This window comes from Elusimicrobiota bacterium, from assembly GCA_041660925.1.
Lineage (GTDB): Bacteria > Elusimicrobiota > Elusimicrobia > UBA1565 > UBA1565 > JBAZUV01.
Map to the genome: position 1 here is coordinate 33,238 of JBAZVI010000001.1, position 25,455 is coordinate 58,692.

Sequence of the window (25,455 nt, forward strand, 5' to 3'; positions counted from 1 at the left end):
CCCCTCCTTCACGGGATACGCTCCTGGAGGAGAAGTATTACACCATCAGGATCACACCCGCTACAGTTCCCTACTGCGTCCCCCCTCGGGGGGACATACAGGGGGGAGAGCCCCTAGACGAAGGCTAGCCCCCCTACCTGCCTCCCCCCGCGGGGGGGAGCAATAGGGAACCCAAATACGGCTCACCCTTAATGTATTACAATCCGCCCGGACCTCCTGTAATACTCCCGCCCGGGCCGCGTATCCTGAGATGAAGGGAGGTCCGGCGAATGTCTCCAACCGACGCCCCGCAGGACTTCTCCTCCCTCTATGACCGCTACTTCTCACGGGTCTACGGCTACGTACGCTGCCGCGTCGCGAGCGCGGCGGAGGCCGACGACGTCGCGGCCCGCGTCTTCGAGAAGGTCCTCGAGGCGCTGCCCGGCTACCGCGCCGAGCGTGGCTCCTTCGAGGCCTGGCTCTTCGCCGTCGCCCGCAACGCCGTGCGCGACCATTACCGCGCGCGCCGCTGGCGCTCCTTCTTCTCCCTGGACGACGCGCTCGAGCGCCCGAGCGGCGAGCCCCGCGTCGAGGACCGCCTCGAGGACGACGAGGACCGCCGCCGGCTCGTCGAGGCCCTCGAGGGCCTCGACGAGCGCACGCGCGACGTGCTCGCGCTCCGCTTCCAGGCCGGTCTCACCAACCGCGACATCGCGGCGACCCTCGGGCTCGGAGAGAGTCACGTGGCCGTGCTGATCCACCGCGCCGTGAAGCGGCTGCAGTCGGAGCTGGAGAAGGACGCATGAACGAAGAAGAGCGGAAGGCGCTGCACTTCTCGCGCGACCTCGAGGCCGTGCTGTCCGGGAAGGAACCCGGGGCCGGCGCCGACCGTGGAGCGCTCTCCGCGGCGCGCGCCCTCGCGGGCGCGGATCTGGCGCGGGAGTGCCGCGTCCGCTCGGCCCTGCGCGCGCGCCTGCTGGAGCGAGGAGAGACGGAGCGCCGTCCCTTCCTCGGCCTGAGCGTCCCTGCGCGAGCGCTCGCCGCCGCCTGCGCCGCGGCCCTCCTCCTCATGCCGTTCCTCCCCGGGAGGATCCGCCTGCGCGCTCCGCGGACGGCGCTTGCGCCGCTCTCGTCGGATGTCGTCGAGGTCCCGCCCGCCTCCGAGGCCATGGACTTCCCGCGAGGTCCGGAGGGTCTGCCGATGCTGCCGGGGCGGCTCCGCTCGGAGACCGCGCCGGGGGCGCAGGGCCCCTTCGAGCCTCTCCCGCTCACGACCCCCTTCGAGACCCGCCCTCCCGCCGGGGAGTCTCCTTTCGAGGCCGTCGCGGGAAGCCCGATCGCCGTCGTTGCCGGGAGTCCGATCTCCGTCGTCGCGGGCCGGGAGACGGCCCTGGACGGCGGCAGGGCCGTGGTCTGGGAGTTCGAAGGCGCGACGTTCGCGCTCGAGAGCCGGCCGGTGAGCATCGAGGACATCTTCGGGAAGCCGGAACTGTGAGGATATCGCAACAAGGAGGCGTGTCATGAAGAAGCTGCTGATGCTGGCGGCGTGCGTTCTGGCCTTCTCGGGCGCCGCGTGGGCGGCCGACGAGGGCGCGAAGGCGCAGGATAAGACGGCTCCCGCGGCCCCGCTATCCGCGGATCAGAAGGGGTGGAAGGAGGCCGTCGTGGGCCCCGCGGGCGCCGAGGTGAAGAAGGTCCGGCCGCCGGAGACGCCCCAGGATCCGCCGCTCAAGAAATCGGACGCCGACGAGGGCGGGCTCTATCCGGGCTATCGCGGCGTGGCTCTGCCGATCTCTTCGAACCAGGTGGTCTTCCTCAAGAAGGGCGACCGCGTGGACGTTCTCGTGACCTTCGATGCGAAGATGGCCGACGACCGCAAGGAGAAGGTGACCGCCACCATCCTCCAGAACGTCCTCGTCGTGAACGTGCAGAAGCCGACGAAGGCCGACGACAAGGAAGGCATCGTGGAGCTCCTGCTCAACCCCAACGAGGCGCAGTACGCCGCGCTGAGCATCATGCAGGGGCAGATCCACATCTCCATCCGCTCGCGGGGCGACACGGAGATGCACCCCATGGAGATGGCGAGCTTCCGGAAACTCTTCAAGTAAGAGTTTCCCCTCACCCCCCCTCTCCCCTCGCCGGCACACCGGCGCTGATAGTGCCGGGACCGGACGCGCTGAGGAGCCTGATGGTCCGGGCGCCCGGCGTGGCGGGAGAGGGGGAGTTATTTTATAGACTCCGGGCGTGGGGTTCCTGACGCCGCTGCTGGCCCTCGTCCCGGTCTCCCTCGCGCTCGCCTTCGGCCTGCTCGTCTCGCGCCTCCCCCCGCCCGCCACCTTCGCGCGGCTCGCCTCCGCCGAGAACCCCTGGGTCCGTGAGGCCCGCTTCTGGCGCCCCGTCTGCAACGGCGTGCAGTGCGGGCTCTGCCCCTTCAAGTGCTTCCTGCCCGAGGGCGGGCGCGGCCGCTGCCGCGTGCGCATGAACGTCGGCGGCGAGCTCAAGACGCTGGTCTACGGCAAGCCGGTCTCCGTCCACGTCGACCCCATCGAGAAGAAGCCGGTCTTCCATCTCGAGCCCGGGAGTTGGGTCTATTCGTTGGCCACCGCGGGCTGCAACCTGCGCTGCACCGGCTGCCAGAACTGGGAGATCTCCCAGGCCTGGCCGGAGCAGTCCCCGCCGAGCACGCTCGTCCCCGCGGGGCTCGAGCTCTTCCGCGCGGGCGACGGCGGGGTCTACGGCCGCATGACGCAGAAGGAGCTCGCCTTCGTCTCGCCCGAAGAGATCGTCCGGGGCGCGCTGGCGACCCGCTCGAGGGCCGTCGCCTACACCTATTCGGAGCCCGTCGTCTTCTACGAGTACATGTTCGACGCCGCGAAGCTGGCCCGGGAGAAGGGTCTGCGCAACGTGATGGTGACCGGCGGCTACATCGAGCCGGGCCCGCTCGCGGCGCTCGCCCCTTACATGGACGTCGTGAAGGTCGACCTCAAGGGCTTCGACGAGCGCTTCTATCGGGACTTCGCGGGCGGCGAGCTCCGCTTCGTCCTGCGCACCCTCGAACGCCTCAAGGAGTACGGCGTCCTCACGGAGGTCGTCAACCTCGTCGTGCCCACCCGCAACGACCGCCCGGAAGACCTGCGCCGCCTGAGCGCCTGGGTCCGGGAGAAGCTCGGCGCCGACACCCCGCTCTTCTTCACCCGCTTCAGCCCGAACTACCGCCTCCAGAACCTGCCGGGGACGCCGGCCGACACGCTCGCGCTCGCGCGCTCCCTCGCCCTCACGGAAGGCCTGCGCTTCGTCTACGTCGGCAACGCCCCCGGCGACCCGGGGGAGAACACCTACTGCCCGAAGTGCGGACGCGTCCTCGTGCGCCGCGCGGGCTTCGCCGTGCTCGAGAACCTGCTCGCGGCGACCGGCGCCGGCGGGCGCTGCCCCTTCGACGGCACCCGCATCCCCGGCCTCTGGACGCCCGCACAGAGGCCGCACCCGGTGGTGACCCCGTGACGAACGCCCTCCTCTGCGCCCTGCTCCTCTTCGCCCTCCCTTCGGCCTCGGCCGCGCCCCGCAAGTGCGCGGTCGCCGACGGGTTCTACCCCGGCGACCCGATGCTGCTCGCGAAGTCCGTCGACGGCTACCTCGCGAAAGCCCCGGCGCCCGGGAAGCTGCCGGGCCCCGTCGTCGCCCTCCTCGTCCCGCACGCGGGCTACGCCTACTCCGCCCCGGTCGCCGCGACGGGCTACCGCGCCGTCGCCGACGCCTACGACACGGTCGTGGTGCTCGGCGCCGCCCACACGGTCCGGGTCCCCGGCGCCGCGCTCTACGCGGGCGGGCCCTTCGAGACCCCGCTCGGGACGGTCCCCGTCGACGACGAGGTGAACCGCCTCCTCCTCAAGGACCCGCTCTTCAAGGACATGCCCGAGGCGCACGCGCGCGAGCATTCCATCGAGGTCCAGCTCCCCTTCCTCGTCCGGCGTCTCCAGAAGGGCTTCAAGCTCGTCCCCATCGTCATGAACACCGAGGACCCCGAGGTCGCCCTGCGCGTCGGGCGCGCGCTCGGCCGCGCGCTCAAGGGCCGCAAGGCGCTCATCGTGGTCTCCTCCGACCTCTCCCACTACCCTCCCGCCGGAATCGCGTCCCGGGTCGACCGAAGCACCCTGCTCGCCCTCGAGCGCATGGACCCCGACTACTTCCGGCTCGCGAACCGCATCCTGATGAGCCGCGGGGAGAAGGGCCTCGACACCGTCTACTGCGGGGAGGCGGGCCTCCTGGCGGGCCTCGCCGCCGCCCGCGCCCTCGGCGCGGACCGCGGGACGCTGCTGCGCTACGCGAACTCCGGAGAGACTCCGGGCATCGGCGACAAGGACCGCACCGTGGGCTACGCCGCCATGGCCTTCGTGCGGACGGGCAAGCCCTCGCCCTCCGACATCCCCCTGACGCCGAAGGACAAGAGCGCGCTGCTGGCCCTCGCCCGCCGGGTCGTCTCCGAGGGCGTCGAAGGCCGGAAGCCCGCGCCCTCTCTCTCCGAGGACCCCGTCCTCAACCAGCCCGCCGCCGCCTTCGTCACCCTCACCGAGGGAGGCGCTCTGCGCGGATGCATCGGCACCGTCGAGGCGCGCATGCCCCTGCAGGACGCCGTGGCCTACGGCGCGTACTCGGCGGCTTTCGAGGACCATCGCTTCCCGCCGGTGACGAAGGAGGAGCTCCCGAAGCTCCGTTTCGAGGTCTCCCTGCTCTCCCCCTCGCGGAAGGTCCCGAGCCACGCGAGCGTCGTGCCGAAGAAGCACGGCGTCATCCTGAGCCAGGGCCGCCGCTCCGGGCTCTTCCTGCCGCAGGTCTGGGAGGGGATACCCGACAAGGCGGAGTTCCTCGGAGAGCTCTGCGCGCAGAAGGCGGGTCTGCCGCGCGATTGCTGGAAGGACCCGCAGACCGAGCTCCGGGTCTTCACCGTCGGAGTCATCGAGGAGGCAGAATGAGCGACGGACCGCTCGTCTACGCGTACCTGATGCGCCATGAGAAGCCGGAGCTCATCACGAAGACGCTCGTTGAGAAGCATGTCGCCCATCTCGAAGATCTGGACGACGCCGGAAAGCTCGTGCTCTGCGGCCCCTTCAAGGATTTCAAAGGAGGGATGGTCGTGGTGAAGGCCGGCTCGGCCGACGAGGCCCGGCGCATCGCCGAGAGCGACCCCTTCGTGAAGTCGGGATTCGAGTCCTACGAGCTCCGCACCTGGGAGCTCGCCAACCGGGAGAACCGCTACCTTCTCTGATCGGGAATCCCCTGCCGGGGATTCCCGATAGAGCTGAGATAGACTACTTCCGGCGGCGGAGCAGCTCCAAAAAGACGGCGGGGACACAGGGCAGCGCCGCGACGACGAGCGTCCAGCGGAAGCCGAAGAGCGGGATGAAGACCGCGGCCGCGAGCAGCCCCCCGAGACTGGCCCCCCAGAGGTCGTTCCCGTAGAGCTCCGCGGCGGGCGCTTCTCCTCGCGCGAGCGCGACCGGAAAAGCAGCCCCCACGAGCAGCCCCGCGCCCCCCTGCAGGAGCAGGAAGACCGTCAGGCCCGACCCGCCTTCGAGCAGCGAGAGCGTCCCGGCCGCGCGCGCCAGGGCCGCCGAACACGCCGCGGCCGCGGCGAGCAGGACGACGCCACCCCAGGCCCCTTTCATGCGCCGCCCGGCGGCCGAGCCGAGCGCCGCCCCCAGCATGAAGGCGGCGAACACCGCGCCCATGACCCGATGCAGGTTCCCGAGCGCCGACTGCGCGAGCAGGGCCAGAGCGCACTCCGTCGCCATCCCCCAGAAGCCGAGTGCGAAGACGAAGGCGAGCGCCGGCTTATCGAGCCAGTCGCCGCGCAGCGCCCAGAGACGCCCGAGCGCCCAGAGGAGGGCGAGGGCCAGGGCCGCGAGGCCGAGCAGATAGCCGGGCGAGACGAACTTCGAGAGCCAGACCCGCCAGGCGTGGAAGTAGGCGAGCGGAAAGAGGTCGCGGTTGACGGCGACCGCCCGCACCCCGGCGAGCGAGCGCTCCAGCCACGCGCGGCGCTCGGGATGGAGCAGGACCGGCAGGACGCCGGGCACGAGCGCGCGGGCCTTGAGCCCGCGTCGCTCCCAGCGCCGTCCCAGCGCCTCCGGCGTGAGCTCGAACGGCTTCTCGGAAAGCAGGACGAGCATCCTCCTCCCCGGGACGAGCGCGGAGGCGGGGAAGGCCTCGCGCGCGGTCTTGAGGACGCAGGCCGCCAGGTAGGCCTCCTCGGGCGCGAGATAGGTCTCGGAAGAGGGAAGAGAGAAGGCGAGCAGGCCTCCGGGACGCAGCGCCGCGCGGGCCTCGCGGAAGAAGCCGTCGGTGAAGAGACGGTTGGCTCCGGCGTTGACGGGCTCGGGGACCGTCTGAAAGATGACATCGTAGACGCCCGGGGAGGCGCGCAGAAGGCGCCGAGGGTCCTCGGTGCGGACGACGACGCGTACGCGCAGGGCCGCGGGAAGAAGGGAGAGAGCGAGCGTCGAGCGCGCGGCGTCGGGGTCTGCGTACTCCAGGAGCTCCGGCCGGTGCCCGAGGATCTGCCCGGCGGCCAGCAGGCCCGGAACCCCCAGGACCAGCACGCGCCCCGGCTTCGGATGCGCGAGCAGCGGGAGATGCGCGAGCTCTTCCTGGGCCGCGTCGTCGGGATAGTCGGCGGTGACGAAGCCGTCCTCCAGGAAGACCTTCCGATCCCCGAGCGCCGCGACGGCGTCGCGTCCATAGGGCGTCTCGACCTCCTTCTCCACGCGCAGACCGCGATAGCGCCACTGCCGGCTGCGCGCATCCTGCGACCATGCGCCGCCGACGAGCGAGAGGGCCATGAGATAGAGCGCCGCGCTCCTTCGCGAACCGCGCAGCAGCCCGAACGACGCGCCGAAGACGAGCAGGAGCGCGGCCCCCCCGCAGACCGCGTCGGCGGCCCGTACGCGCCCGGCCAGGACGAAGGCCTGGAGCAGTCCCGCCGCGCATGCCCCCGCCGCCTCGAAGATGTAGAATGCGGTCGAGTCCTCCGGCGTGCCGGAAAGGAGTTCGGCGGAGAAGACGCCCGCCCAAAAGCCCGCGGGGGCGCTCAGCAGGACGCTCAGCGACAGGACGGCGAAGAGCCCGGGCAGGCCTCCGGTCGCAACGAGCAGGGCTGCGGCCCGCGCGAGCGGCAGGGTCAGCGCGGCGCAGGCGCAGAAGGCCGCGAGCGCGGCGGCCGCACCGACCCTCGGCCCTTTCGCGGAGCCGGCCGGGGTCGTGCTCCTCTCGGCCGGTGCCGTGGGGTGCGGGCGGGCCCACACGGCGCCGAGACCGGACCAGAAGGTCCAGCCGGCGAGCGCGAGGGCGAGCGAGCTCTCGTGGCCCAGGAAGAGGCCGCAGATCTCGCGCAGCGCATAGGTCTGGGAGAGAAGGGTGACGGCCCCGAAGGCCGCGGCGAGCATGGACATCGGCGATAGCATAGAAAAACGCAGGGACCTCCTCCCATCGCTCGTCTTCGGGGTCCTCGTCGCCGTCCCCGTCTTCCTCTTCGCGCGCCCCCTCTCCCCCTCCGCCGCCGCCTCCGCCCTCTGGGCCCTCTACACCGGGGCCATCGGCGCGCTCATCCTGCGCAGCGGCCGGGTCGCGCGCTGGCGAGCGCTCTTCTTCGCGACCGTCGCGCTCGGCTTCCTCGTGCGCTTCAAGGCGGAACTCTTCCTCGCCACCGGGCGCCTCTTCCTCTCCGAGTCGCCGCAGGAGGTCCCCTACTGCCACATCGCGATGGCCTCCACCGCGCTGGGGACGCTCTACCAGCAGTACCTCGCCTGGATGAGCGGGAGCTGGAAGGCCTGGGGCCCGCTCTCGCTGGGCGCGCTCTGGCTGCTGGCGACGCTCGCGCTCGGGCAGGCCTGGTGCTCGTGGGTCTGCTTCTACGGCGGCATCGACGACGCGCTGAGCCGGCTCCTTCCCCGCCCCCTGCTGCGCTGGCGCTCCGTCCCCGGCCGCCTGCGCGACTTCCCCGCCGCCCTGCTCGTCTTCCTCCTGCTCGTCTCGCTCTCGAGCATGCTCCCGGTCTTCTGCCTCTGGCTCTGCCCGCTCAAGATGACGACCGCCTTCCTCGATCCCGACGGCGCGACCCGGCGCCTCCAGCTCGCGCTGATGCTCTGCGCGGGGCTCGTCTTCCTCGTCGGACTGCCGCTGCTCACCGGCAAGCGCACCTTCTGCGGCCTCCTCTGCCCCTTCGGGGCCTGGCAGGCCTTCTTCGGCCGGCTCAACCCCTTCCGCGTGAGCGTCGCGCCCGAGGCCTGCACCGCCTGCGGCGCCTGCGTCGACGCCTGCCCGACCTTCTCCCTCGCGCGCCGGGAGGGCGCCCCGCCGGAGGTACTCCCCTACTGCTGCCGCTGCGGCTCGTGCATGGACGCCTGCGCGGCCTCCGGCATCGGCTACACGGTCTTCGGCCGCGCGCTGCGGGGACGCGGCAGCGGCTGGGCGTCGCTGCTCGACGCCCGGGCCGTCTTCGTCTTCTGCGCCCTCGTCGTCGGCGGGACGGTCGGCGCGCTCTTCGTGCCGGCCGCCGTGCGGTCGCTGTTCTCCCTGGTCTTCGCCGGAGGGGTGAGATGAGACGCGCTCCCCCACCCTGCCCTCCCCGTGGGGGAGGACAATGAGGAAACTGCCATGAAACCCGCCCTCCTGATGACGCTCATGTTGCTTCCCCTCCCCGCTTGGTCCGCCTTTCAGGTCCCGGGCTTCGAGCTCGTCTGCTCGATCCCCGCCGAGACGACGCTCTCCCCCGGGGACCTGCGCACGGCCGCCGAGGTCTGGCCGGAGATGTTCGCTTCCGCGAAGAAGAGCATCGACATCTCCGAGTTCTACATCGTGAACGCGCCCGGAGAGCCGCTCGAGCCCTCCATCGAGGCGCTGCGCAAGGCCGGAGAGCGCGGCGTGAAGATCCGCTTCATCGCCGAGCGCAAGATGGCCGAGAACTCCCTGGAGGGCTTCGAGCTCCTGCGGAAGATCCCGAACCTCGAGCTGAGGGTCCAGGACTTCTCGGCGATCAGCAAGGGAGGCATCACCCACGCGAAGTACTTCATCGTCGACGGAAGAGAAGGCTACCTCGGAAGCCAGAACTTCGATTGGCGCTCGCTCAAGCACATCCACGAGCTCGGCCTGCGCGTGAGCGAACCCCGCATCCTGGGACAGATGTCGGCCGTCTTCGCGCAGGACTGGAAGGCGTACGAGCGCGTGGCCGCCGGCAAGCCGGTCGCGCCCCTCCAGCGCTCCCGGCCGAAAGCGCAGACCGACCGGCGCGCCTACCTCGTCGCGAGCCCGTGGCCTTTCGACCCGCCCGGCGTCGGCGACTCCGAGAGAGAGCTCGTCCGCCTCATCGGCGCCGCCGAGAAGGAGGTCGCGGTCCAGCTCCTCGACTACGCCCCGCTCGACGGGAAGAAGCGCTTCTATGCGCCCATCGACAACGCCCTGCGCCTGGCCGCGACCCGCGGAGTCTCCGTGAAGCTGCTGGTCTCGAACTGGAACACCGACTACCCCGCCGTCGAGCATCTCAAGAGTCTCTCGCTCGTGCCGGGGGTCCAGGTGAAGATCGTCACGCTCCCCGAAGCGGCGGGGGGCTACATCCCCTACGCGCGCGTCGTCCACGCGAAGTACATGGTCCTCGACGGGAAGGCCCTCTGGCTGGGGACGAGCAACTGGAAGGGCGGATACCTCGACGACTCGCGCAACCTCGAGGTCGTCGTGAAGGACGAGGCGCTCGCCGCCCGCGCCCGGGCCCTGCACGGGCAGCTCTGGGATTGCGCCTACGCGCAGCCCATCGACACGGGGAAGGCCTACCCCAAGCCCCGGCGCTAGCTTGACAAGCGGACCGGATGTTTCTTTTAATAGAAACATGCGCGGACGACCGGCGGACTCGGGCAAGGCCTCCATGCGCGAGCTCGCGCGGCTCCTCGCCGCCAGCCGCGACGAACGCTTCATCCACGACTTCCTGCGCCAGCTCCTGACCCCCGACGAGTACGCCGAGATCGGCTCGCGCTGGCGCATCGTGCGTCTCCTGAGGGCGGGGATGACGCAGCGGGAGATCGCCGCCCGCCTGGGCGTCTCCCTCTGCAAGATCACCCGCGGCTCCCGGGAGCTCAAGAAGACGGACGGCCCGCTCGCCCGCATCCCCCCCGAAAAGAGGCCCCCCCATGTCCGACGTCCTTAGGAAGGTGGTACTGCCGGATTCGGAGCTCCCGACCCACTGGTACAACATCCAGGCCGACATGCCCGTGCCGCCGGCGGCGGTGCTCCACCCCGGCACCGGGAAACCCGTCGGGCCGCAGGACCTCGCCCCCCTCTTCCCCATGGCGCTCATCGGACAGGAGGTCTCCCGGGAGCGGCTCATCCCCATCCCCGAGGAGGTGCGGGATATCCTCAAGATCTGGAGGCCCACCCCCCTCGTCCGCGCCCTCGGTCTCGAGAAGGCCCTCGGGACGCCGGCGCACATCTACTACAAGTGGGAAGGGACCTCCCCGGCAGGGAGCCACAAGACGAACACCGCCGTCCCGCAGGCCTACTACAACAAGCAGGAAGGCACTCGCCGCATCGCCACGGAGACCGGCGCCGGGCAGTGGGGCACGGCCCTTTCCCTGGCCGGCTCGATGTTCGGCATCGAGGTCAAGGTCTACATGGTCCGGGTGAGCTACGATCAGAAGCCGCACCGGCGCCTGATGATGGAGGCCTGGGGCGCGAAGGTGGTCCCCAGCCCGAGCCGGGACACCGAGGCCGGGCGGAAGATCCTCGAGCGGGACCCGCAGTGCCCGGGCTCGCTCGGCATCGCCATCTCCGAGGCGGTCGAGGACGCGGTGCGCCGCGAGGACACGAAGTACGCGCTCGGCTCCGTCCTCAACCACGTGCTCCTGCACCAGACGGTCATCGGCCTGGAGACGCGCCGCCAGCTCGAGGTGTTCGGGGAGGGCCCCGACCTCGTCATCGGCTGCCACGGAGGCGGCTCGAACTTCGCCGGCATCGCCTTCCCCTTCCTGGGCGACAACTTCAAGAAGAAGACGAAGACGCGGGTCATCGCGGTCGAGCCGTCCTCCTGCCCGACCCTGACGAAGGGGACCTACGCCTACGACTTCGGGGACAACTCGGGGATGACGCCGCTCATGAAGATGTACACGCTCGGCCACGACTTCATGCCGCCCGGCATCCACGCGGGCGGCCTGCGCTACCACGGCGCCTCCCCCCTCGTCAGCCAGCTCGTCCACGAGGGACACATCGAGGCCCGCGCCGTCCCCCAGCGCCCCTGCTTCGAGGCGGCGCTCTCCTTCGCCAAGACGGAGGGCATCCTGCCGGCGCCGGAGTCCTCCCACGCCATCCGCGTCGCCGTCGACGAGGCCCTGCGCTGCCGCGAGGAAGGCCGCTCGAAGGTCATCGTCTTCAACCTCTCGGGACACGGCCACTTCGACCTGCCGTCCTACGAGAAGTTCCTGTCGGGGAAGCTGACGGACCACGAGCACCCGCAGGATGCGATCGACGCGGCCCTGAAGCGGCTCCCCAAAGTCGCCGTCTGAGCGGGTTTAGTCTCCCCGCCGTTTGTGAACACGCGGGACTAGGACGAAAAACCGTCCTCCCCTGCCCGAGCCGCCCATGCGTCCGCGGAGCTCCCCGGCTATCATGATGTGGATGACCGCCAGGGAGAAGAACCGCCGCAACGCGCTCGCCGCGCTGATGTGCGCGGTTCTGCTGCATTCCGCGGCGGGACCGGCCGCCGCCCAGGTCCTGAGCGCGGGACAGGCCGCCCGCGTCGGGACCGGTGTTTCGACGACCCTGCCGGTACAGGCCGTCCAGGTCTCCGCGCCGCTCGTCGGCTCCACCTTATCAGGGAAGAACCTCGCAGGGACCGTGCTTCCCTCTCTGGTTCCCACGGCCGTCACGGGAGCGTCCCTGAACTCCGTCGAAGAACCGGCGCTGAAGACCGTCCCGAGCTCGGTCGAGGGACGATCCGCGCTGCCGGCCATCCAGACCGCGCCGCCCCAGACCCCGTCGACGACCGTCGACTCTCCGGTTTCCGCGAAACTCCCTGACGCGCCTTCATTGGACGACGGCGCCGCGGTGCCGGGCCTCTCCGCGCAGCCGGTCCCGACCGGACCGGCCCATTCCGACGGGATGAAGGAGGCGTCCGCGCGCATCGAGGCTTTCCTCGGGGACCTGCGCTTCAAGACCCCGCCGCTCGATGCCAAGGCCTCCGGAAGTTTCGTCGTGCCCAATGAACGCCATCCGGAGGACATGCGCGCCATCCTGGAGCACAGTCCCGGAGGAGCGTACATGACGGTGGGAACGGAACGGGGCTTCATCGGAGCGGCGCTGGGTCGGGGGATCACGCATCTCGTCCTCATGGACCTCGATCCCGCGGTCATCCTCTACGACCGGACGAACATCGCTCTCCTGCGCCTTGCGCGGACGCGGGAGGAATACTCCCGACTTCGGAGCAAGGCCGGCCGCCGGGAATGGGTCTCCCTCGCGAAGGAGCGGGGGCTCACGGACCTCCTCCCGCTGCTCGAGGCCCCGGAGACCTGGGAGAAGTGGAGATATTTCCAGCGGCGCAATCTGAAGGACTCGTGGTGGAGCCGCGCCCTGGACCGCTGGGCGGAGGTCCGGCCGAGGCTGCTCCCCTCGAAGTATCCGCTCGCGGAGGACCGCACGCCGGAGTTCGCCGGGGTCAACTACGTGCGCGACGAGGGGATGTTCAAGAAGCTCAAGGCGATGGCGGACCTGGGCCATATCCAGACCGTCGCCATCGACCTCACCGACGAGGAGGCCGTCCGCGGCCTGCTCGAGGCCCTCGCGCGTTCGGCCGTCCCGCTGGGCGTGCTCGATCTCAGCAACGTCTGGGAGAGGACCTACATGGAGTCCCGAGCGGTGATCTCCCTGGTGCGGTCCTTCGCGAAGGCCGCCTTGGCGGAGTCCCTGCTCATGCTCACGCGTGGGGGCACGATCGTCTTGGAGGTCGGCACGGTCGAACCCTGGTTCTATCTGGGCTTCCACTTCGGCGACATACTCGCCCGCCAGAGCCAGGCCGACGCGATCAAGGACATCTTCGGCTATTTCATGAATGGATATCGCCGCAACGCCGTCAATCAAGCGGCCCAGCCATCCCGGCGCCCCAATAGGGAGGAACTCCAACACTCCATGTACCTGACGCCGACCTACGGCTGGTAGACGGCAGGACCAGCCGTCCCACCGCGATCCTTAGGGAACCTGCAGGTGCCTCCGGGAGACGGGGTCGCCGCCCACCCTTCGACCTCGCCCGCTGCCTGCAGTTCTGGGGCGGCTAGGGCGCCGGCTTCAGACCCCGTCCCGGCGGAAGCTCGCTGAACTCCCCCGCGGCGTATCGGAAGACATAGCCGGGGCGGACCGCCGCCGACGAGCCCGCCGGAGGCTTCTCCTCCTCCGTGCCGGCCAGCCGGCCCACGAGGTCCTTCCTCCCGGTCGAGATCCTCAGCGCGTTCCGGAATTCGTAGGGCGCGTCGAAGACGATCGCCCAGCCGTGGACGTGGTCGAAGTCGGCGAGCAGAACGGTCGACCCTTGAGGCAGGGCGGGCGCCCTTCGCACGCACTCGGCCAGGACTTCGCGCTGGATGCGCCAGGCCTCCGCCCACTGCCGGGCGAACTGCCAGTCGGTCCATAGGAACGCCCCGAGCACCAGGGCCAGCGCCGCACCGGACCAGCGCCGGAAGCCCGTGCCCCCGGCGCGCCTCAGCGCGTGGAGGAGGCACGCGAGCAGGATCCCCGCCGCCCAGGCGCCGCAGCCGTTGGTGCGCGACATGATCCCGAACATCTGCGGCAGATAGGCGGAGTGCACCGCATACGGAAGATACCCGCCCACGAACGCTCCGAGCCCCGCGCCCGCGGCGGTCCTCATCTTCGCCGGAGCGTCTCCCCCGACGCTCCCATCGACGAGCGCGGCCCAGAGCGCGGCGGACGCGGCACCCCAGGCCAGCCATCGCCCGAGCCCGAACTCGCGACAGGCCCCGCGCAGAGTGAGCGCGGCCGCATGCACGACGCGGTTGGTCAGGCACTCGAAGCCGGCGCCGTAGGCGCGGAGGAAATGAGTCCAGGAGAAGGACCATTCCGCCGACTTCGGGTTGCAGCCTCCGGGCACGAGCCGGACGCCCGCCCATTGCCAGCCGACGACGGCCGCGAGCGTCAGGCCGAAAGGCAGCATCTCGAGAGCCGTCCGCGCCAAGGCCCTGCGCCAGCTCCAGCCATCGCGGACCCTCGCGGCCGACAGCCCTCCCGCCAGCAGCAGCGGCGCGAAGAAGCAGGACTCGTAGAAGAGCCCTCCGAGGAGATAGAGGCCCTGTCCCAGGACCAGGCGCCGGCGGGCGCCCGTCTCGATCCAATCCAGATGCAGGAGCATCGCGGCCAGCGAGAGGACGTTGGTCAGGACCTGAGAGGAGTTGGAGAGCCAGATGTGCTCGATGAACGCGCCCGGGTAGAGCGCGCTCAGCGCCGCCGCCGTGAGGGCCAGGCGCCTGGAGCGCGTCAGCCGCTCCAGCAGGAGGAACAGGAGGCACGATTCAACGGAACTCAGGAGCAGGAGGACGAGCTGGTAGAACCAGGGATGCATGCCCCCGAGCGCGAAGAGGGCCGGGAACTGCAGCATCTGCATCGGCCGCGCCCAATAGAAGTTGGACGCCGCGAACGCCTGGACCCCGCCCCAGAAGCCCGCGCCGTGCAGCAGTCCCAGGATCGCCCAGTCGTCATGGTAGAAGCCCAGGCGGAAGGCGAAGACGCCGTAGGCGGCGGCGTGCGCCCCGACCAGCACGGCGACGCAGGAGGCACGGCTGCGCTCGGGGCTCTCCATCGACGTCACGGTGCCGGGAGTCAGAGCTTCCCGTCCTCGAACTCCCGCTGCCGCGCGAGCTTCTTGATCTCTTCCGCGAAGGCCGGGTTGCTCTTCAGGATGTCGTTGAAGTTCTCCGAGAGCAGCACGAAGACCCGGGATTCCTCCTCGCAGGTCACGGTGGCGTTCCTGGGCGCGCGTCCCAGCAGGGACATCTCGCCGAAGCAGTCGCCTGAGCGCAGGACGGCGACCTGCGTGGAGAAGAAGAGCCCCTTCTTCACGGAGACGCTCACGCTCCCCGTGCTGACCACGAAGAACGAGTCCCCGAGCTCGCCCTGACGGCAGATCTTCTCGCCCTTCTCGCAGCGGTAGAGGCACACCCAGGCCAGGATCTTCTCCAGGAGCGCCATCTGCATGTCGGAGAAGAGCCGGATCTTGCGCACCATCCGGGTGAACTGCACGGCGCCGTCCTGCGTCATGGGGAGCTTTTCCATGGGACGGAGCGTAGCTTACGATTTTTAAGGAAGAACGAACCCTACCAAGTCCAGTGCTGACGGATGAACTCCGCCACGGACGCCAGGTAGCTCAGAAGCCCCAGGCCCATCAGCGGCAGGCCGAGGAAGAAGAAGAGCGTCATCGTCACGGGCGTCGTCTTGATGAGACAGGGCACGGCGGTCACGATCATCGCGAGGACGCAGGCGACCGCGATCTTGGCGTAGCGGTTCATGACTTGCCTCCCGTCTCGCCCTGCGGATGGACCGGGCCGTGGCACTCGATGCACTTCATCTCGTCCTTGCCGAGCTGCTCGAGCATCGGCTCGTGCGCCGGGCTCTCGCGGTACTTGCGGGTGTTCCCGTGGCACTGCAGGCAGTTCCCGTTCGGGAAGGGCTTGAAGAGCCTGGGACGCTTCTTGAAGCCCGTGAAGTTGGAATAGAGATGGCGCAGGCCCCGGATCTTCGCGTCCACCGGCCCGAAGAAGTCGTAGTTCGTGTGGCAGGTGTAGCAGTTGTTGTGGTTGATCCAGTGGCGCTGGAAGTGCTTCGCCGAGAGCAGGTCGCTCTTCGTGTCCTCGACGCCCTGCACGAAAGGCCCCATGACGTGGCAGGAGGAGCAGAACTCCACCGTCTTGGCGCGCTCGAAGGACAGGCCGGCCGTCAGCAGGGCCAGCAGCCCCGGAACGGCGACCACCCCGAGCATGAGCAGCGCCTGCAGCCACAGCTCCGCGCGGCCCCGCCGGTTCTTATCGTCGTTCTCTTCGCTCACTTGAGGGCCTCCCGCACGTGCGCCACGAGCTTCGCCGGGGAGACCGGCTTCTCGATGAAGCGGAACACCGGCAGCCAGTCCTCGTCGCGGTCCTGGTCCGAGAAGCCGAGTTTGGAGCGGTCGTTGACCGCCGAGAGGATGAGGACGGGGATCTTCCCCACGGCCTCGTCGCCGTGCAGCTCGCGGGCGAGCTCGAAGCCCTGCGAGGGGTCCTCGGGGAACATGACGTCGAGGATGATCGCGTCGGGCTTCGCCTGGCGCGCCTTTTCGACGGCCCCGCGCGCCTCGAGCGTGGAGTCCACGGCGTAGCCGTGCTTCTCCAGCACCAGGGTCAGGGCGTCCACCATGTCGCGGTCGTCGTCGATGATGAAGATCTTCTTGGCCATCGCACTCTCCTTTGCCCCCTCTCCCGCCCGCCCCCCCTCTCCCGCCGCGCGGGAGAGGGGGTCGGGGGGTGAGGGGGCCTCCGCTATCCTACAGGAACGTCCTCGGGAAACGCATCCGGACGACGGTCTCCCCCTTCTCGTCGGTCTCCATCCCGATGCGGCCCCGGTGCACGCCGATGATCTGGCGCGCGATGGCGAGCCCGAGTCCGGTGCCGTTCGGGTTCGCCTTCACCGCCTCCTCCGAGCGGAAGTACTCGAGGAAGACCTTCTCGGCGTGCTCCGGGCGCACGACGAGGCCGCGGTTGGCGACGCAGAGTTCCTCGGCGCCGGAGGAGTGCTCCGCCCACAGGCGCACCGTGGTCCCGGAGTGGGAGTAGGAGACCGCGTTGCCGACGATGTTGCTCAGCAGGATCTGGATCTGCTCGAGGTTGCCCTCGATGAGATGGCGCCCCCCCTCGAGTCGGGAGAAGTCGAAGGAGATCCCCTTGCGGGCGGCGCTCTCGCGGAAGGGCTCGACCGCCTCGCGCCCGACGAGGCCGAGGTCGATGAGCCCGGTCGCGAGGGCTCCTCGGCGCTCCTTCGTCGTCGTGATGTTCGAGAGACGGATCATGTCCTTGAGCATGCCGAGGAGCTTCTGGCAGCGGACCTGGACGCGCTCCAGGATCTCGCGCGCCTTGGGCGAGAGCTCGCCGGCATAGCCGTCGAGGAGGACCTCCGCGTAGCTCTGGATGGCCGCGAACGGGGCCTTGAGCTCGTGCGTCGTGACGAGCATGTAGCGGGTCTTCGTACGGTCGACCTCGAGCAGCTCATCGATCTTCTCCTCGAGCTGATGTTCGCGCAGGCGCAGGCGCTCGGTGATCGTCGAGACCAGGTACCAGGCGGCGAGGTAGAAGAACGAGAGCCCGGAGAGGTAGTAGGCGCTCACCCGGGACGGGACGGCGGGGGTCGGCCAGGAGGCGACGGCGATGAAGTGGCGCTCGGGGACGGCGCCCGCGCGGCGCAGCGCCTCGAGCGCGACGAGGATGGAGATGGAGAGGAGGGTGTGGGCGAGACTCACGCGTCTGCGGAAGAAAAGGCAGGAGAGCGCGTTGTGGAAGAGGAAGAAGTAGGCGAGCGGCGACTCGATGCCGCCGCATTCGAACACCAGGTAGGCCAGGACGAGGAAGTCGAGCACGATCTGGGCCTGGAGGTTGCGTTCGGCCTTGAGCAGGAAGGACTGGGGCCCCTCGCCCACCGAGGACCGGTAATGGAGCCAGAAGAGCCCGTCGGCGCCGAGCAGGATGAGCGCGCAGGCGAACAGGCCTCCGGCGGGGACCTGGAGTTCGGGGAAGAGGAGGCCCTTGAAGAGGGCGACCCCCGTCAAGGCGGAGGCGACGGCGGCGCGCAGGAGGAGGAACCACAACAGGCGGCGGTTGACCTCCCGCTCGCGCAGGCCCTCCTTGAGGGCGGCGGGAGCGCGGTCGAGCCGGGCGGCGAGCGTATCGGCGAACGCGTCCATCACTGCTCCAGCCCCCCGTGGGGGGCTAATCCTTCTTCGCTGCGTCCCCGTCGTTCTTCGGGGCGGGCGCGACCGGCGCCGGGTGCGGCTCATCCGGTGGATGGCGGTGGACCTTCCCCGTGATCCAGGCCCAGTTCATCGGGTAGATCTCGGGGTCGAAGACCGTCCAGTAGGCGTGCCAGACGAAGATGGCGGCGCAGGCGAGCACGGCCTCGAGGTAGTGCGCGACGCGGCAGACGTCGAGCACCCAGAGCGGGAAGTGCGCGAGCACGAAGTCGTGGGAGATGAGCAGGGCCCCGGTCGCCACCATGACCAGCGAGCCCCAGACCAGCGCCCAGTACTCCGACTTCTCGATGTAGGAGAAGCGCGGGAGCCTCGGCTGTTCCTTGAGCACCCCGAGGTTGAAGGCGATGAGGCGCACCGGGTCGAGGAGGTCGCGCCCGACCGGGAGCAGCGCGAGCAGGCGGGCCCGGCCGGCCTTGCGCAGGCTCAGGTAGCCGGCATGGTACACCCCGAGCGCGACGAAGAGCAGGGCCATGCCCCGATGGGCGATGAGGCGCGCGTGGTCGCCGCCGAAGTGGACGAAGGGCTGCGCCCACCAGGCGTCCGGGAACTTGAGCGCGAAGCCGGTGTAGGCGAGGAGCGTGAAGGAGCCGGTGAGGAGCAGATGCTGGACCCTCTCGTCGAGGTTCAGCATGACCTCCTCTTCGTCGCGCAGCGGCACGAGCGGCTTCTTCGCGAGCGCCTTGCGCCGGAAATCGATGAGGTTGTGGAAGAACATGCCGAGCAGCACCAGCGGGATCATCAGCATGTAGAAGGAGCGCACGAGGTTCGCGGCGGGACTCGCGTCGCCGGTGCCCGCGAGGGTCTCGTGGACCTTCAGCGCGGCCAGGCGGGCCCCCGCGCCGGGATGGCAGGCGCCGCAGGTCCTGGCGAGGTTCCTGGGATTGATCCGGGAAGCCGGGTCGCGCGAGGGCAGCACGTCGTGCCAGCCGTGGCAGGAGGAGCAGTCGGCCACCTCGGTGTTGCCGAGCTTCGAGGCCAGGCCGTGATAGGAAGTCATGAAGGTGCTCACCCGGTCGGCGGCCAGGCCGAACTTGGAGGAGATGCGCTCGGAAGCGTGGCAGGAGGAGCAGGTCCCCGTCACCGAGGCCTGAGCGCCCGCCTGTCCCGGCCGGCGGACCATGTGCTCGCCGTGGCAGTCGGTGCAGCTGGGGACGTCGCGCACGCCCCTGAGCAGGTTGGCTCCGTGGACGCTGGAGAGGAAGGCCTTCTTCTCGTCCTTGTGGCACTTCCCGCAGGTATCGGGCACGTTGCGCGCGGAGACGCGCGAAGCGGGGTCGTTCGAGTGACGGATGGCGTGCTCGCCGTGGCAGTCCGAGCAGGTGGCCGCCCCCGTCACCCCGGCGCGCTGGGCCTCCCCGTGCACGGTGTGCTTGTAGGTGTCGACGCGGGAGCGCCCGCGCTCGTCGAGGACGACGGGGTTCTCCCCCCCGTGGCACGAGGCGCAGGTCTCGGGCTCGTTGGCCCGCGCCATGCGCGACTTCGGGTCGGCGATGGGGAGGATGCCGTGGGGTTCCTTCTCGTGGCAGATCGAGCAGACCTGCTGGAGGGTGTGCCCCTGGCCCAGCTTCTGCTGGCCGTGATGAGTCGAGCGCAGGCCCGCGGCGGGCTCCTTGTGGCACTTCCCGCAGTTCACGGCCTGGGGACGCTTCGGGTGCGGGGCCTCGGAGGCGTCGGCGTGACAGGCCGTGCACTCCAGCTTGCCGTGGGCGGAGGCGTCGAGGCGTCCCAACTCGGGCTTGCGGGCGATCGAAGGGTCGTTGTGGCAGGCGAGGCAGCCCTCGGCCTCCGGCGAGACGGCGCCGGCGGGCACGGACAGGATGACCGAAAGAAGGAGCGCCGCCGGCAATCGTCCGCGCATGATGCTCGTCATGTCCCCTCGTATCCTACTAAAACGTTCCGGGGAACGCGTGAGCGTTCCCCGGCTCAGGGGAGGCGGCCGGCGGACGCGTCTAAGGAGGCACCCCGGGCCCTTCCGGGGAAGCTCTCGCGCCCGCCGGCCGTCTCGTTACTTCCCTTCCGTCTTGGGCGCGAGGCCGCGGACGTGGCTGAGGATGCCCATGATCTCGGCGTCGGAGAGTTTGGCGCCGTAGGCCGGCATCTTCCCGGCCCCCTTCTTCGTCACCTCGAGCCACTGCTCGTCCTTCTCGCCCAAAGAGGCCGCGTCCAGCATGTCGAGTCCCGCGGCGTCCGTCTTCAGGACCTTGGCCATCGCGGCGCTGCCCTTGCCGTCCTTGCCGTGGCAGGACGCGCACTTGGCGTCGTAGAGCTTCTTGCCTTCGCCGCTTCCGGCGGCGGGGACCGCCGCGGGCGCGCTGTCGGCCGCCGCTTCCGGGGCCTTCGCCTCGGCCTTGGGGGCCGTCTTCGGCCCGATGTGGGCCTGGAGGTCGGCGATCTCGGCGGAGCTCAGCTTCCCCTTGTACGCGGGCATCTTGCCCCGGCCGTTCTCCGTCACCGCGGCGAAGTCCTTCGCCTTGGTCACGTCGAGGGCGGCGGCGCCCACCTTGAGCATCTTCTGCATCGCCGGGCTGCCCTTGCCGTCCTTGCCGTGGCAGGTGGCGCACTTGGCGTCGAAGAGCTTCTTGCCGTTGGCCGCGTCGGCGGCGAAAGCGGGTGCGGTGAGCGATGCGAGCAGTACGAGTGCCAGGGTGCGCATGGAGCGTCCTCCTTTTCCTTGACTCCCTCCCCTTCGGGAGTGCGAGCTATCAGCTTCCCTACTGCGCTCGCTCCCGGCGCGGCCGAGGCCGCGGCGGCGAGGGCTGGGTGGGGGAGTATCCGCGTCTTCTCCTCTCCAACCTCCAGACGACTTCTTCCTTCACCGTCCCCCCCACGGGGGGAGGCCGGAGGAGGGAGAATCGCCGTTCTAACGGATGTTCCCCCTCTCCCCTGCCCCTCCCCCGCAGGGGAGGGCAGTGAGGAACACCAATGTACTAAAACTTCGCCGTCACGCCGAGCTGCCCGACGCTCGCGCGGCCGTTGTTGTTCGAGTCCGTCATGTCGTGCCAGTCCTCGATGCTGTAGCTCCCCCGGGCGGTGATGTTCTTGAACTTCTCGGGGGTGTACTCCAGCGCGAGGGTCCCGCGGGCGATGCGGGTGTCGTTGGGCGTGTCGTCGCCGACGATGCCCACGCCGGAGTTCCAGTGCATCGGCGTGCTGAGCATGGCCCAGACGTAGGAGCCGTTGCCCGAGACCACGAAGCCCTTGGGGAGGACGATCCGTCCATGGACCCCGGCCGCCGTGTTCTTCTGATGGTTCTTCATGCCGGACTCGTGCCAGGCGGCGGCTGCGGTGCCGGCCGCCGCGGTGGTCCCGCCCTCGCCGATCCAGCCGTCGGTGAAGTAGCGGATGGTCTCATAGGAGCCGTCGATGCCGAGGAAGACCTGGTTGCTGGCGTCCCAGTCCAGGGAGCCGCGATAGGTGTTCTCGTTGAGGCGGTGGTTCCACGGGGCCTGGTTCCCGGTCTCCTGCACGTAGCCGCTCACGAGCGTGAGCTCCGTGCGCAGGGGCAGGGGGACGGTGAGCGAGCCGTTGACGTCGTCGCGGCGGTTCGCCGTGTTGCCGAGCGAGGAGCGGTTGGCCTGGAGCTTCTTGTAGTCGGCCTCGGCCTCGATGCCGAAGGGCAGTTCCGCCTTCAGGCCCAGGGAGCCGGTGTGCTTGACGTCCTCCGGGGCGACGCTCGAGCTGTAGCCGCCGTAGGAGAAGACCGTCCCGTCCGCGTAGTAGCGGTACTGGGCCGGAAGGGCCAGCGTCGGCGCGTCGCGCCGATGGCTCATCTCCGCCTTGTACCCCGCCTTGACGCTGACCGGCTCGACGGGGCGATAGCTCGCGGAGAACTCGCCGCGCACGGAGGTCTTGTCCATCTGATTGTAGTTCCCGAATCGGAGCGTCGTCGTCGGACCGCGGTAGTTGTGGGACTCGTCGACCTGATAGGCGCGCAGGTAGAGCCGCGCGAGCAGCGAGAGCTTCTCGCTGGCCCGGTAGGCCGCGTTGAGGGCGGCCACGACGGTGTCGGTCTTGTAGGTCGTGTCCAGATTCTCGCGCCGGCGGCCCGTGAACGCCCCCGTCAGGGAGAAGGCCTTGCCCGCGTTATAGCGGAACTTGAATTCCGCCGCGTTCATCTCCTGGCGCGGCAGGGGCACGATCGCGAGCGCGTCTTGACGCCACGGGGCGGTGGAGCCCTCGTCCTGGAAGGAGCTGTGGACGAGGTCCACGCTCACGGCGCCGTCGTCTCCGGCGGCGAGACCGACTCCGAGAGTGAGGTCCTGCTTCACGTTGCTCACGTTGCCGGCGTTGACCATGTTCGAGGTCGAACGGACCGCGCGGCCGCCCTTCTTCTCGACGGCCCAGTAGTCGAGCGAGATCCAGTTCGCGGTGTCCTCGGCGCCGCGCCAGTTCACTCCGACCTCTCCTTCCGTCCGCCGGAAGAGGAGCTCGTCGCCCGTGGAGATCGAGACGCCGTACTTGACGGGCATCGGCTGCCAGTACCCGTCCATGATCATCCCCGAGCGGATGAAGTTCTGGCGGTGATGCAGGGTGTCGAGCTTCGCGCGGACCTGGAGGTTGGACTTGTACGACAGCTCGAGGTCGGCCGATTCCTCGTTGCTCCCGAGGTCGCGGGCCTGGAAGTCGAAGAGGCCGTTCGGGCCCTCGTTGGAGACCCCGACGTCGCCGTGCACGCCCTTGTAGATCTTCCCGTCGTACTCCATCGCCCCGCCCTTGTTCCCCTTGGAATCCAGGTCGACGTAGCGCACGGAGGCCGACGCCTCGTAGGACTTCTCCGCGGCGTACGCCGGGAGCGAGCCGGCCAGCATCAGGACGGCCATCATCCATCGGGTCATATGAGTCCCCTCGCGGTGTTTATGGGATCGCATCGTAGCCTCAGTGCTTGAAGGTCGCGGACCGGTCGGAACCGTGGATCTCCTGATGGCAGTCCGTGCAGCGGGACTTGCCCAGGATGCGGTCCTTCGTGGTCTGGGAGTGCACCTTCACGTGGCAGCCCACGCAGAGATACTGCTGCTGCTGCTTGAGGAGCCGCTCGTTGACCGAGCCGTGCACGACGTGGCAGCTGCCGCAGCCTTCCTCGATCGGCGCGTGCGGGAACGCGAAGGGACCGACCTTCTCGGAGTGGCACTTCGCGCAGAGCTCCTCGCCCGAGTCGGCCTTGAGGTTCCCCTCGATGCCGCCGTGCGGGTTGTGGCAGGAGGTGCAGGACATCTTGCCCTCCGGCACCGGGTGGTGGGAAGGGAGGCGCATGTCGGCGCGCTGCTTCGCGTGGCATTTCACGCAGCCTTCGGTCGCGCCCTTGGCGAGCATCTTGCGGCCCTCGCCGTCGTGCATGCTGTGGCACTTCGCGCAGGAGACGCCGTTCTGCTTGTGCGCGCTCGTGCCCCACATCATGAGGTTCTTCTGCTTGTGGCAGGAGAGGCAGCTCCCGTCGTCGGCGGCGAGCTCCTTGCCGCTCTTGATGGTGGAGAAGCCGGGGTTGTTCCGGTCGCCGGCGGCGGCGGCGTGCTGGGAGCCGGCGCCGTGGCAGGTCTCGCAGGCCTGCTCGGAGCCGATCTTCTTGACGGAGGCCCAGGCCTTGCCGTGCGTCGTCTTCTTGTACTCCGCGCGGTCCGCGTGGCAGGCGAGGCAGGCCTCGGAGCCGACGAGATCGGACTTGGCCGCGGGCGCGCTCTTCGGCGCCTCGGCCTTGGCGACTTCCGCGGCGTACGCATAGCCCGAGAGGCACAGCGCCGCGGCGAAGGCCGCGAGGAGGCGCTCAGGCGAGAACGGTTTCTTGGGGCTCATCTTTCTTCTCCTGGGTCCGGCGGCGGGAGGCGGACGCGCGGTCCGCCTTCTCCAGTTCGGCGACGCACTTCTCGACGGCGGCGGCGGCGAGGACTTCGGCGCGGCCCTTCTCGGCGGCCTTGCGCTCCATGCTCTCGCGAACCACCCCTTCGAGGTGGTCGAGGTCGTACAGGTAGACGCCCGGCAGCTCGGAGCAGCGCGCGTGGACGTTGCGCGGCAGTCCGAGGTCGACGATGAAAAGGGGCCGCTCGCGCTTCGCGAGCAGGGGAGCGAGCCGCTCGGCGTCGAGCAGGGGTTCGGGGGTGGAGACCGAGAAGACGACGGCTTCGACGCGCTCGAGGAGGCGGAAGCCCTCGTCGAAGCAGACCGCGGTCCCGCCGAGCTCGGCGGCGAGCGCCTCCGCCTTCTCGAGGGTGCGGTTCGCGACGGAGACCCGCTTGAACTCCTTCGCCGAGAGGTGCCGAACGACGGCCTCGGCCGCCTGGCCGGCGCCGAAGACGAGGGTCTCCCCGTCGGTGCCGCCTTTGAAGATGCGGCTGACGAGCAGGGCGGCGGCGCCGCCGATGGAGTGGATGCCGTTCTGGATGCCGGTCCCCGCGCGCACGGCCTTGCCGGCGCTCAGCGCGGTCTGGAAGACGCGGTTGAGGACGGGGCCGGTCGCCTTCAGCGCGAAGGCGGACTGGTAGGCCGTCTTCACCTGCGCGAGGATCTCCGTCTCCCCCACGATCCAGGAGTCGAGGCCGGCGGCGACGCGGAAGAGGTGGGCGACGGCCTCGTCGCCTCGCTTCTCGTAGAGCATCGAGGCGATCTTCTCTCCCACGCGCGCGCGGAACCATTCCCGCACGCGCCCGGCCGCGCCGGCGTCGGCGCCGAGGCCGTAGACCTCGACGCGGCTGCAGGTGGAGAGCACGACGGTCTCGCGCAGGGCGAGGCCGCGCAGGGCCTCGAGCGCGGCGGAGAGCTCCGCGGCGGGGACCGCGGCGCGCTCGCGGTCGCCCGCGTGCGCGCTCAAGTAGCTCAGACCGACGACGAAGAGGGGTTCCGCGCTCACCGGGAGGAGCTCCTCCACTGGATCCGGCCTTCGCCGAGCGTGGAGATGACGGCCGCCGGACGCCCGAGCGTCATCCAGGTGCACGGACCGACGGAGAAGGCTCCGCGGCCGAGGGAAGTTCGATTAAATCCATGAACAGCCGGGGCCTTGTGATCCGCGCTCATTGGCATATCAATTGTAATTATAGGCCAGGTCAATTCCAAAATGCAAGTGATTTGTAATCGGATTGACAGGTCCGCGGGGAAGGGTCAAGCGCTCGCGACTTGCTGATACACCGGACAGTGCGCCCGGTCGGATGAAGAACACTTGCGGATCTCCCAGCAGTGCTTCATCTCGAGAACAGCCTTGACGCCCTCGATGTTCAGCCCCTTTTCCTGAATGAGGTAGCGGATCATCCGAAGACGCTCGACGTCACGATTGGAGTAGAAGCGGTTCTTGCCCAGGCGTGAGGGCTTGACCAGTCCTTTCCGCTCCCAGATGCGCAGGGTGGCGGGACAGACCTTGAGCATGCGCGCGGCGATGCCGATGGTGTAGACCGGCTCGCTGCCGGTGTCGTCCGCGCAGGGAGAGGCCTTGCAGGAAGGTTCCTTCATGCACAGCAAGCATACTA

At 69.5% G+C, this 25,455-nt stretch carries 25 protein-coding genes; 11 read left to right on the forward strand and 14 right to left on the reverse strand.

Annotated features, from left to right (window positions below; genetic code table 11):
• Positions 1-269 precede the first annotated feature (269 nt).
• The 6 genes from WC969_00135 (at position 270) to WC969_00160 (ending at position 5,242) form a co-directional block, all read left to right on the forward strand.
• Positions 270-785, forward strand: coding sequence for a sigma-70 family RNA polymerase sigma factor (locus tag WC969_00135; GenBank protein MFA6028234.1), 516 nt, complete (start codon positions 270-272; stop codon positions 783-785).
• Positions 782-1,474 (forward strand): hypothetical protein, encoded by a 693-nt coding sequence (locus WC969_00140; GenBank protein MFA6028235.1) that lies wholly within the window; start codon positions 782-784, stop codon positions 1,472-1,474. Before WC969_00135 ends, WC969_00140 begins: the two co-directional genes overlap by 4 nt.
• 25 nt (positions 1,475-1,499) lie before the next feature.
• Positions 1,500-2,087, forward strand: coding sequence for an RcpC/CpaB family pilus assembly protein (locus WC969_00145; protein MFA6028236.1), 588 nt, complete (start codon positions 1,500-1,502; stop codon positions 2,085-2,087).
• Positions 2,088-2,223: 136 nt separating this feature from the next.
• Positions 2,224-3,480 carry an AmmeMemoRadiSam system radical SAM enzyme gene (amrS, locus tag WC969_00150; protein ID MFA6028237.1) on the forward strand — a complete coding sequence of 419 codons (1,257 nt, stop codon included), beginning with the start codon at positions 2,224-2,226 and terminating at the stop codon, positions 3,478-3,480.
• Positions 3,477-4,949 (forward strand): AmmeMemoRadiSam system protein B, encoded by a 1,473-nt coding sequence (amrB, locus tag WC969_00155; protein ID MFA6028238.1) that lies wholly within the window; start codon positions 3,477-3,479, stop codon positions 4,947-4,949. Before amrS ends, amrB begins: the two co-directional genes overlap by 4 nt.
• A complete protein-coding gene (locus tag WC969_00160) occupies positions 4,946-5,242 on the forward strand; it encodes a YciI family protein (protein MFA6028239.1) in 297 nt (98 codons plus the stop codon). Before amrB ends, WC969_00160 begins: the two co-directional genes overlap by 4 nt.
• 43 nt (positions 5,243-5,285) lie before the next feature.
• Here the strand turns inward: WC969_00160 and WC969_00165 are convergent, their stop codons facing one another.
• Positions 5,286-7,424, reverse strand: a complete 2,139-nt coding sequence (locus tag WC969_00165; GenBank protein MFA6028240.1) for a hypothetical protein — start codon at positions 7,422-7,424, stop codon at positions 5,286-5,288.
• On the opposite strand from WC969_00165, the gene WC969_00170 reads away from it, so the two are divergent.
• From WC969_00170 to WC969_00190, 5 genes are all read left to right on the forward strand, one after another.
• Positions 7,390-8,574 carry a 4Fe-4S binding protein gene (locus tag WC969_00170; protein MFA6028241.1) on the forward strand — a complete coding sequence of 395 codons (1,185 nt, stop codon included), beginning with the start codon at positions 7,390-7,392 and terminating at the stop codon, positions 8,572-8,574. The two genes, WC969_00165 and WC969_00170, sit on opposite strands and share 35 nt — an antisense overlap.
• Before the next feature lie 54 nt (positions 8,575-8,628).
• Entirely contained in the window at positions 8,629-9,816 is a 1,188-nt protein-coding gene (locus WC969_00175) for a phospholipase D-like domain-containing protein (protein ID MFA6028242.1), read from the forward strand.
• Between the two features lie 37 nt (positions 9,817-9,853).
• Complete coding sequence (locus WC969_00180) at positions 9,854-10,168, forward strand: Trp family transcriptional regulator (protein ID MFA6028243.1); 315 nt, start codon at positions 9,854-9,856, stop codon at positions 10,166-10,168.
• Complete coding sequence (locus WC969_00185; protein ID MFA6028244.1) at positions 10,152-11,519, forward strand: TrpB-like pyridoxal phosphate-dependent enzyme; 1,368 nt, start codon at positions 10,152-10,154, stop codon at positions 11,517-11,519. The genes WC969_00180 and WC969_00185 overlap by 17 nt, the downstream gene beginning before the upstream one ends.
• A gap of 112 nt (positions 11,520-11,631) precedes the next feature.
• On the forward strand, positions 11,632-13,167 hold the full coding sequence (locus tag WC969_00190) for a hypothetical protein (protein ID MFA6028245.1): 1,536 nt from the start codon (positions 11,632-11,634) through the stop codon (positions 13,165-13,167).
• Positions 13,168-13,279: 112 nt separating this feature from the next.
• Here the strand turns inward: WC969_00190 and WC969_00195 are convergent, their stop codons facing one another.
• The 13 genes from WC969_00195 to WC969_00255 form a co-directional block, all read right to left on the reverse strand.
• On the reverse strand, positions 13,280-14,824 hold the full coding sequence (locus WC969_00195; GenBank protein MFA6028246.1) for a hypothetical protein: 1,545 nt from the start codon (positions 14,822-14,824) through the stop codon (positions 13,280-13,282).
• Between the two features lie 11 nt (positions 14,825-14,835).
• The gene (locus WC969_00200; GenBank protein MFA6028247.1) at positions 14,836-15,288 is read right to left on the reverse strand and encodes a cyclic nucleotide-binding domain-containing protein; all 453 of its coding nucleotides are present in this window, start codon (positions 15,286-15,288) and stop codon (positions 14,836-14,838) included.
• A 41-nt stretch (positions 15,289-15,329) separates the two neighbouring features.
• Complete coding sequence (locus WC969_00205; protein MFA6028248.1) at positions 15,330-15,521, reverse strand: hypothetical protein; 192 nt, start codon at positions 15,519-15,521, stop codon at positions 15,330-15,332.
• Entirely contained in the window at positions 15,518-16,057 is a 540-nt protein-coding gene (locus WC969_00210; GenBank protein ID MFA6028249.1) for a NapC/NirT family cytochrome c, read from the reverse strand. Before WC969_00210 ends, WC969_00205 begins: the two co-directional genes overlap by 4 nt.
• A complete protein-coding gene (locus WC969_00215; GenBank protein ID MFA6028250.1) occupies positions 16,054-16,443 on the reverse strand; it encodes a response regulator in 390 nt (129 codons plus the stop codon). The genes WC969_00210 and WC969_00215 overlap by 4 nt, the downstream gene beginning before the upstream one ends.
• A gap of 88 nt (positions 16,444-16,531) precedes the next feature.
• Complete coding sequence (locus tag WC969_00220) at positions 16,532-17,941, reverse strand: HAMP domain-containing sensor histidine kinase (GenBank protein ID MFA6028251.1); 1,410 nt, start codon at positions 17,939-17,941, stop codon at positions 16,532-16,534.
• Between the two features lie 25 nt (positions 17,942-17,966).
• Positions 17,967-19,877, reverse strand: coding sequence for a cytochrome c3 family protein (locus tag WC969_00225; protein ID MFA6028252.1), 1,911 nt, complete (start codon positions 19,875-19,877; stop codon positions 17,967-17,969).
• Positions 19,878-20,012: 135 nt separating this feature from the next.
• On the reverse strand, positions 20,013-20,660 hold the full coding sequence (locus WC969_00230; protein MFA6028253.1) for a c-type cytochrome: 648 nt from the start codon (positions 20,658-20,660) through the stop codon (positions 20,013-20,015).
• 274 nt (positions 20,661-20,934) lie between these two features.
• Positions 20,935-22,842: a hypothetical protein gene (locus WC969_00235; GenBank protein ID MFA6028254.1), complete on the reverse strand. Its 1,908-nt coding sequence runs from the start codon at positions 22,840-22,842 to the stop codon at positions 20,935-20,937.
• 40 nt (positions 22,843-22,882) lie between these two features.
• Complete coding sequence (locus tag WC969_00240; protein MFA6028255.1) at positions 22,883-23,794, reverse strand: DmsE family decaheme c-type cytochrome; 912 nt, start codon at positions 23,792-23,794, stop codon at positions 22,883-22,885.
• Complete coding sequence (gene hemA, locus WC969_00245; protein MFA6028256.1) at positions 23,766-24,845, reverse strand: glutamyl-tRNA reductase; 1,080 nt, start codon at positions 24,843-24,845, stop codon at positions 23,766-23,768. The genes WC969_00240 and hemA overlap by 29 nt, the downstream gene beginning before the upstream one ends.
• Positions 24,842-25,009: a hypothetical protein gene (locus WC969_00250; GenBank protein ID MFA6028257.1), complete on the reverse strand. Its 168-nt coding sequence runs from the start codon at positions 25,007-25,009 to the stop codon at positions 24,842-24,844. Before WC969_00250 ends, hemA begins: the two co-directional genes overlap by 4 nt.
• An 84-nt stretch (positions 25,010-25,093) precedes the next feature.
• A complete protein-coding gene (locus tag WC969_00255) occupies positions 25,094-25,438 on the reverse strand; it encodes a MerR family transcriptional regulator (GenBank protein ID MFA6028258.1) in 345 nt (114 codons plus the stop codon).
• Positions 25,439-25,455 lie beyond the last annotated feature (17 nt).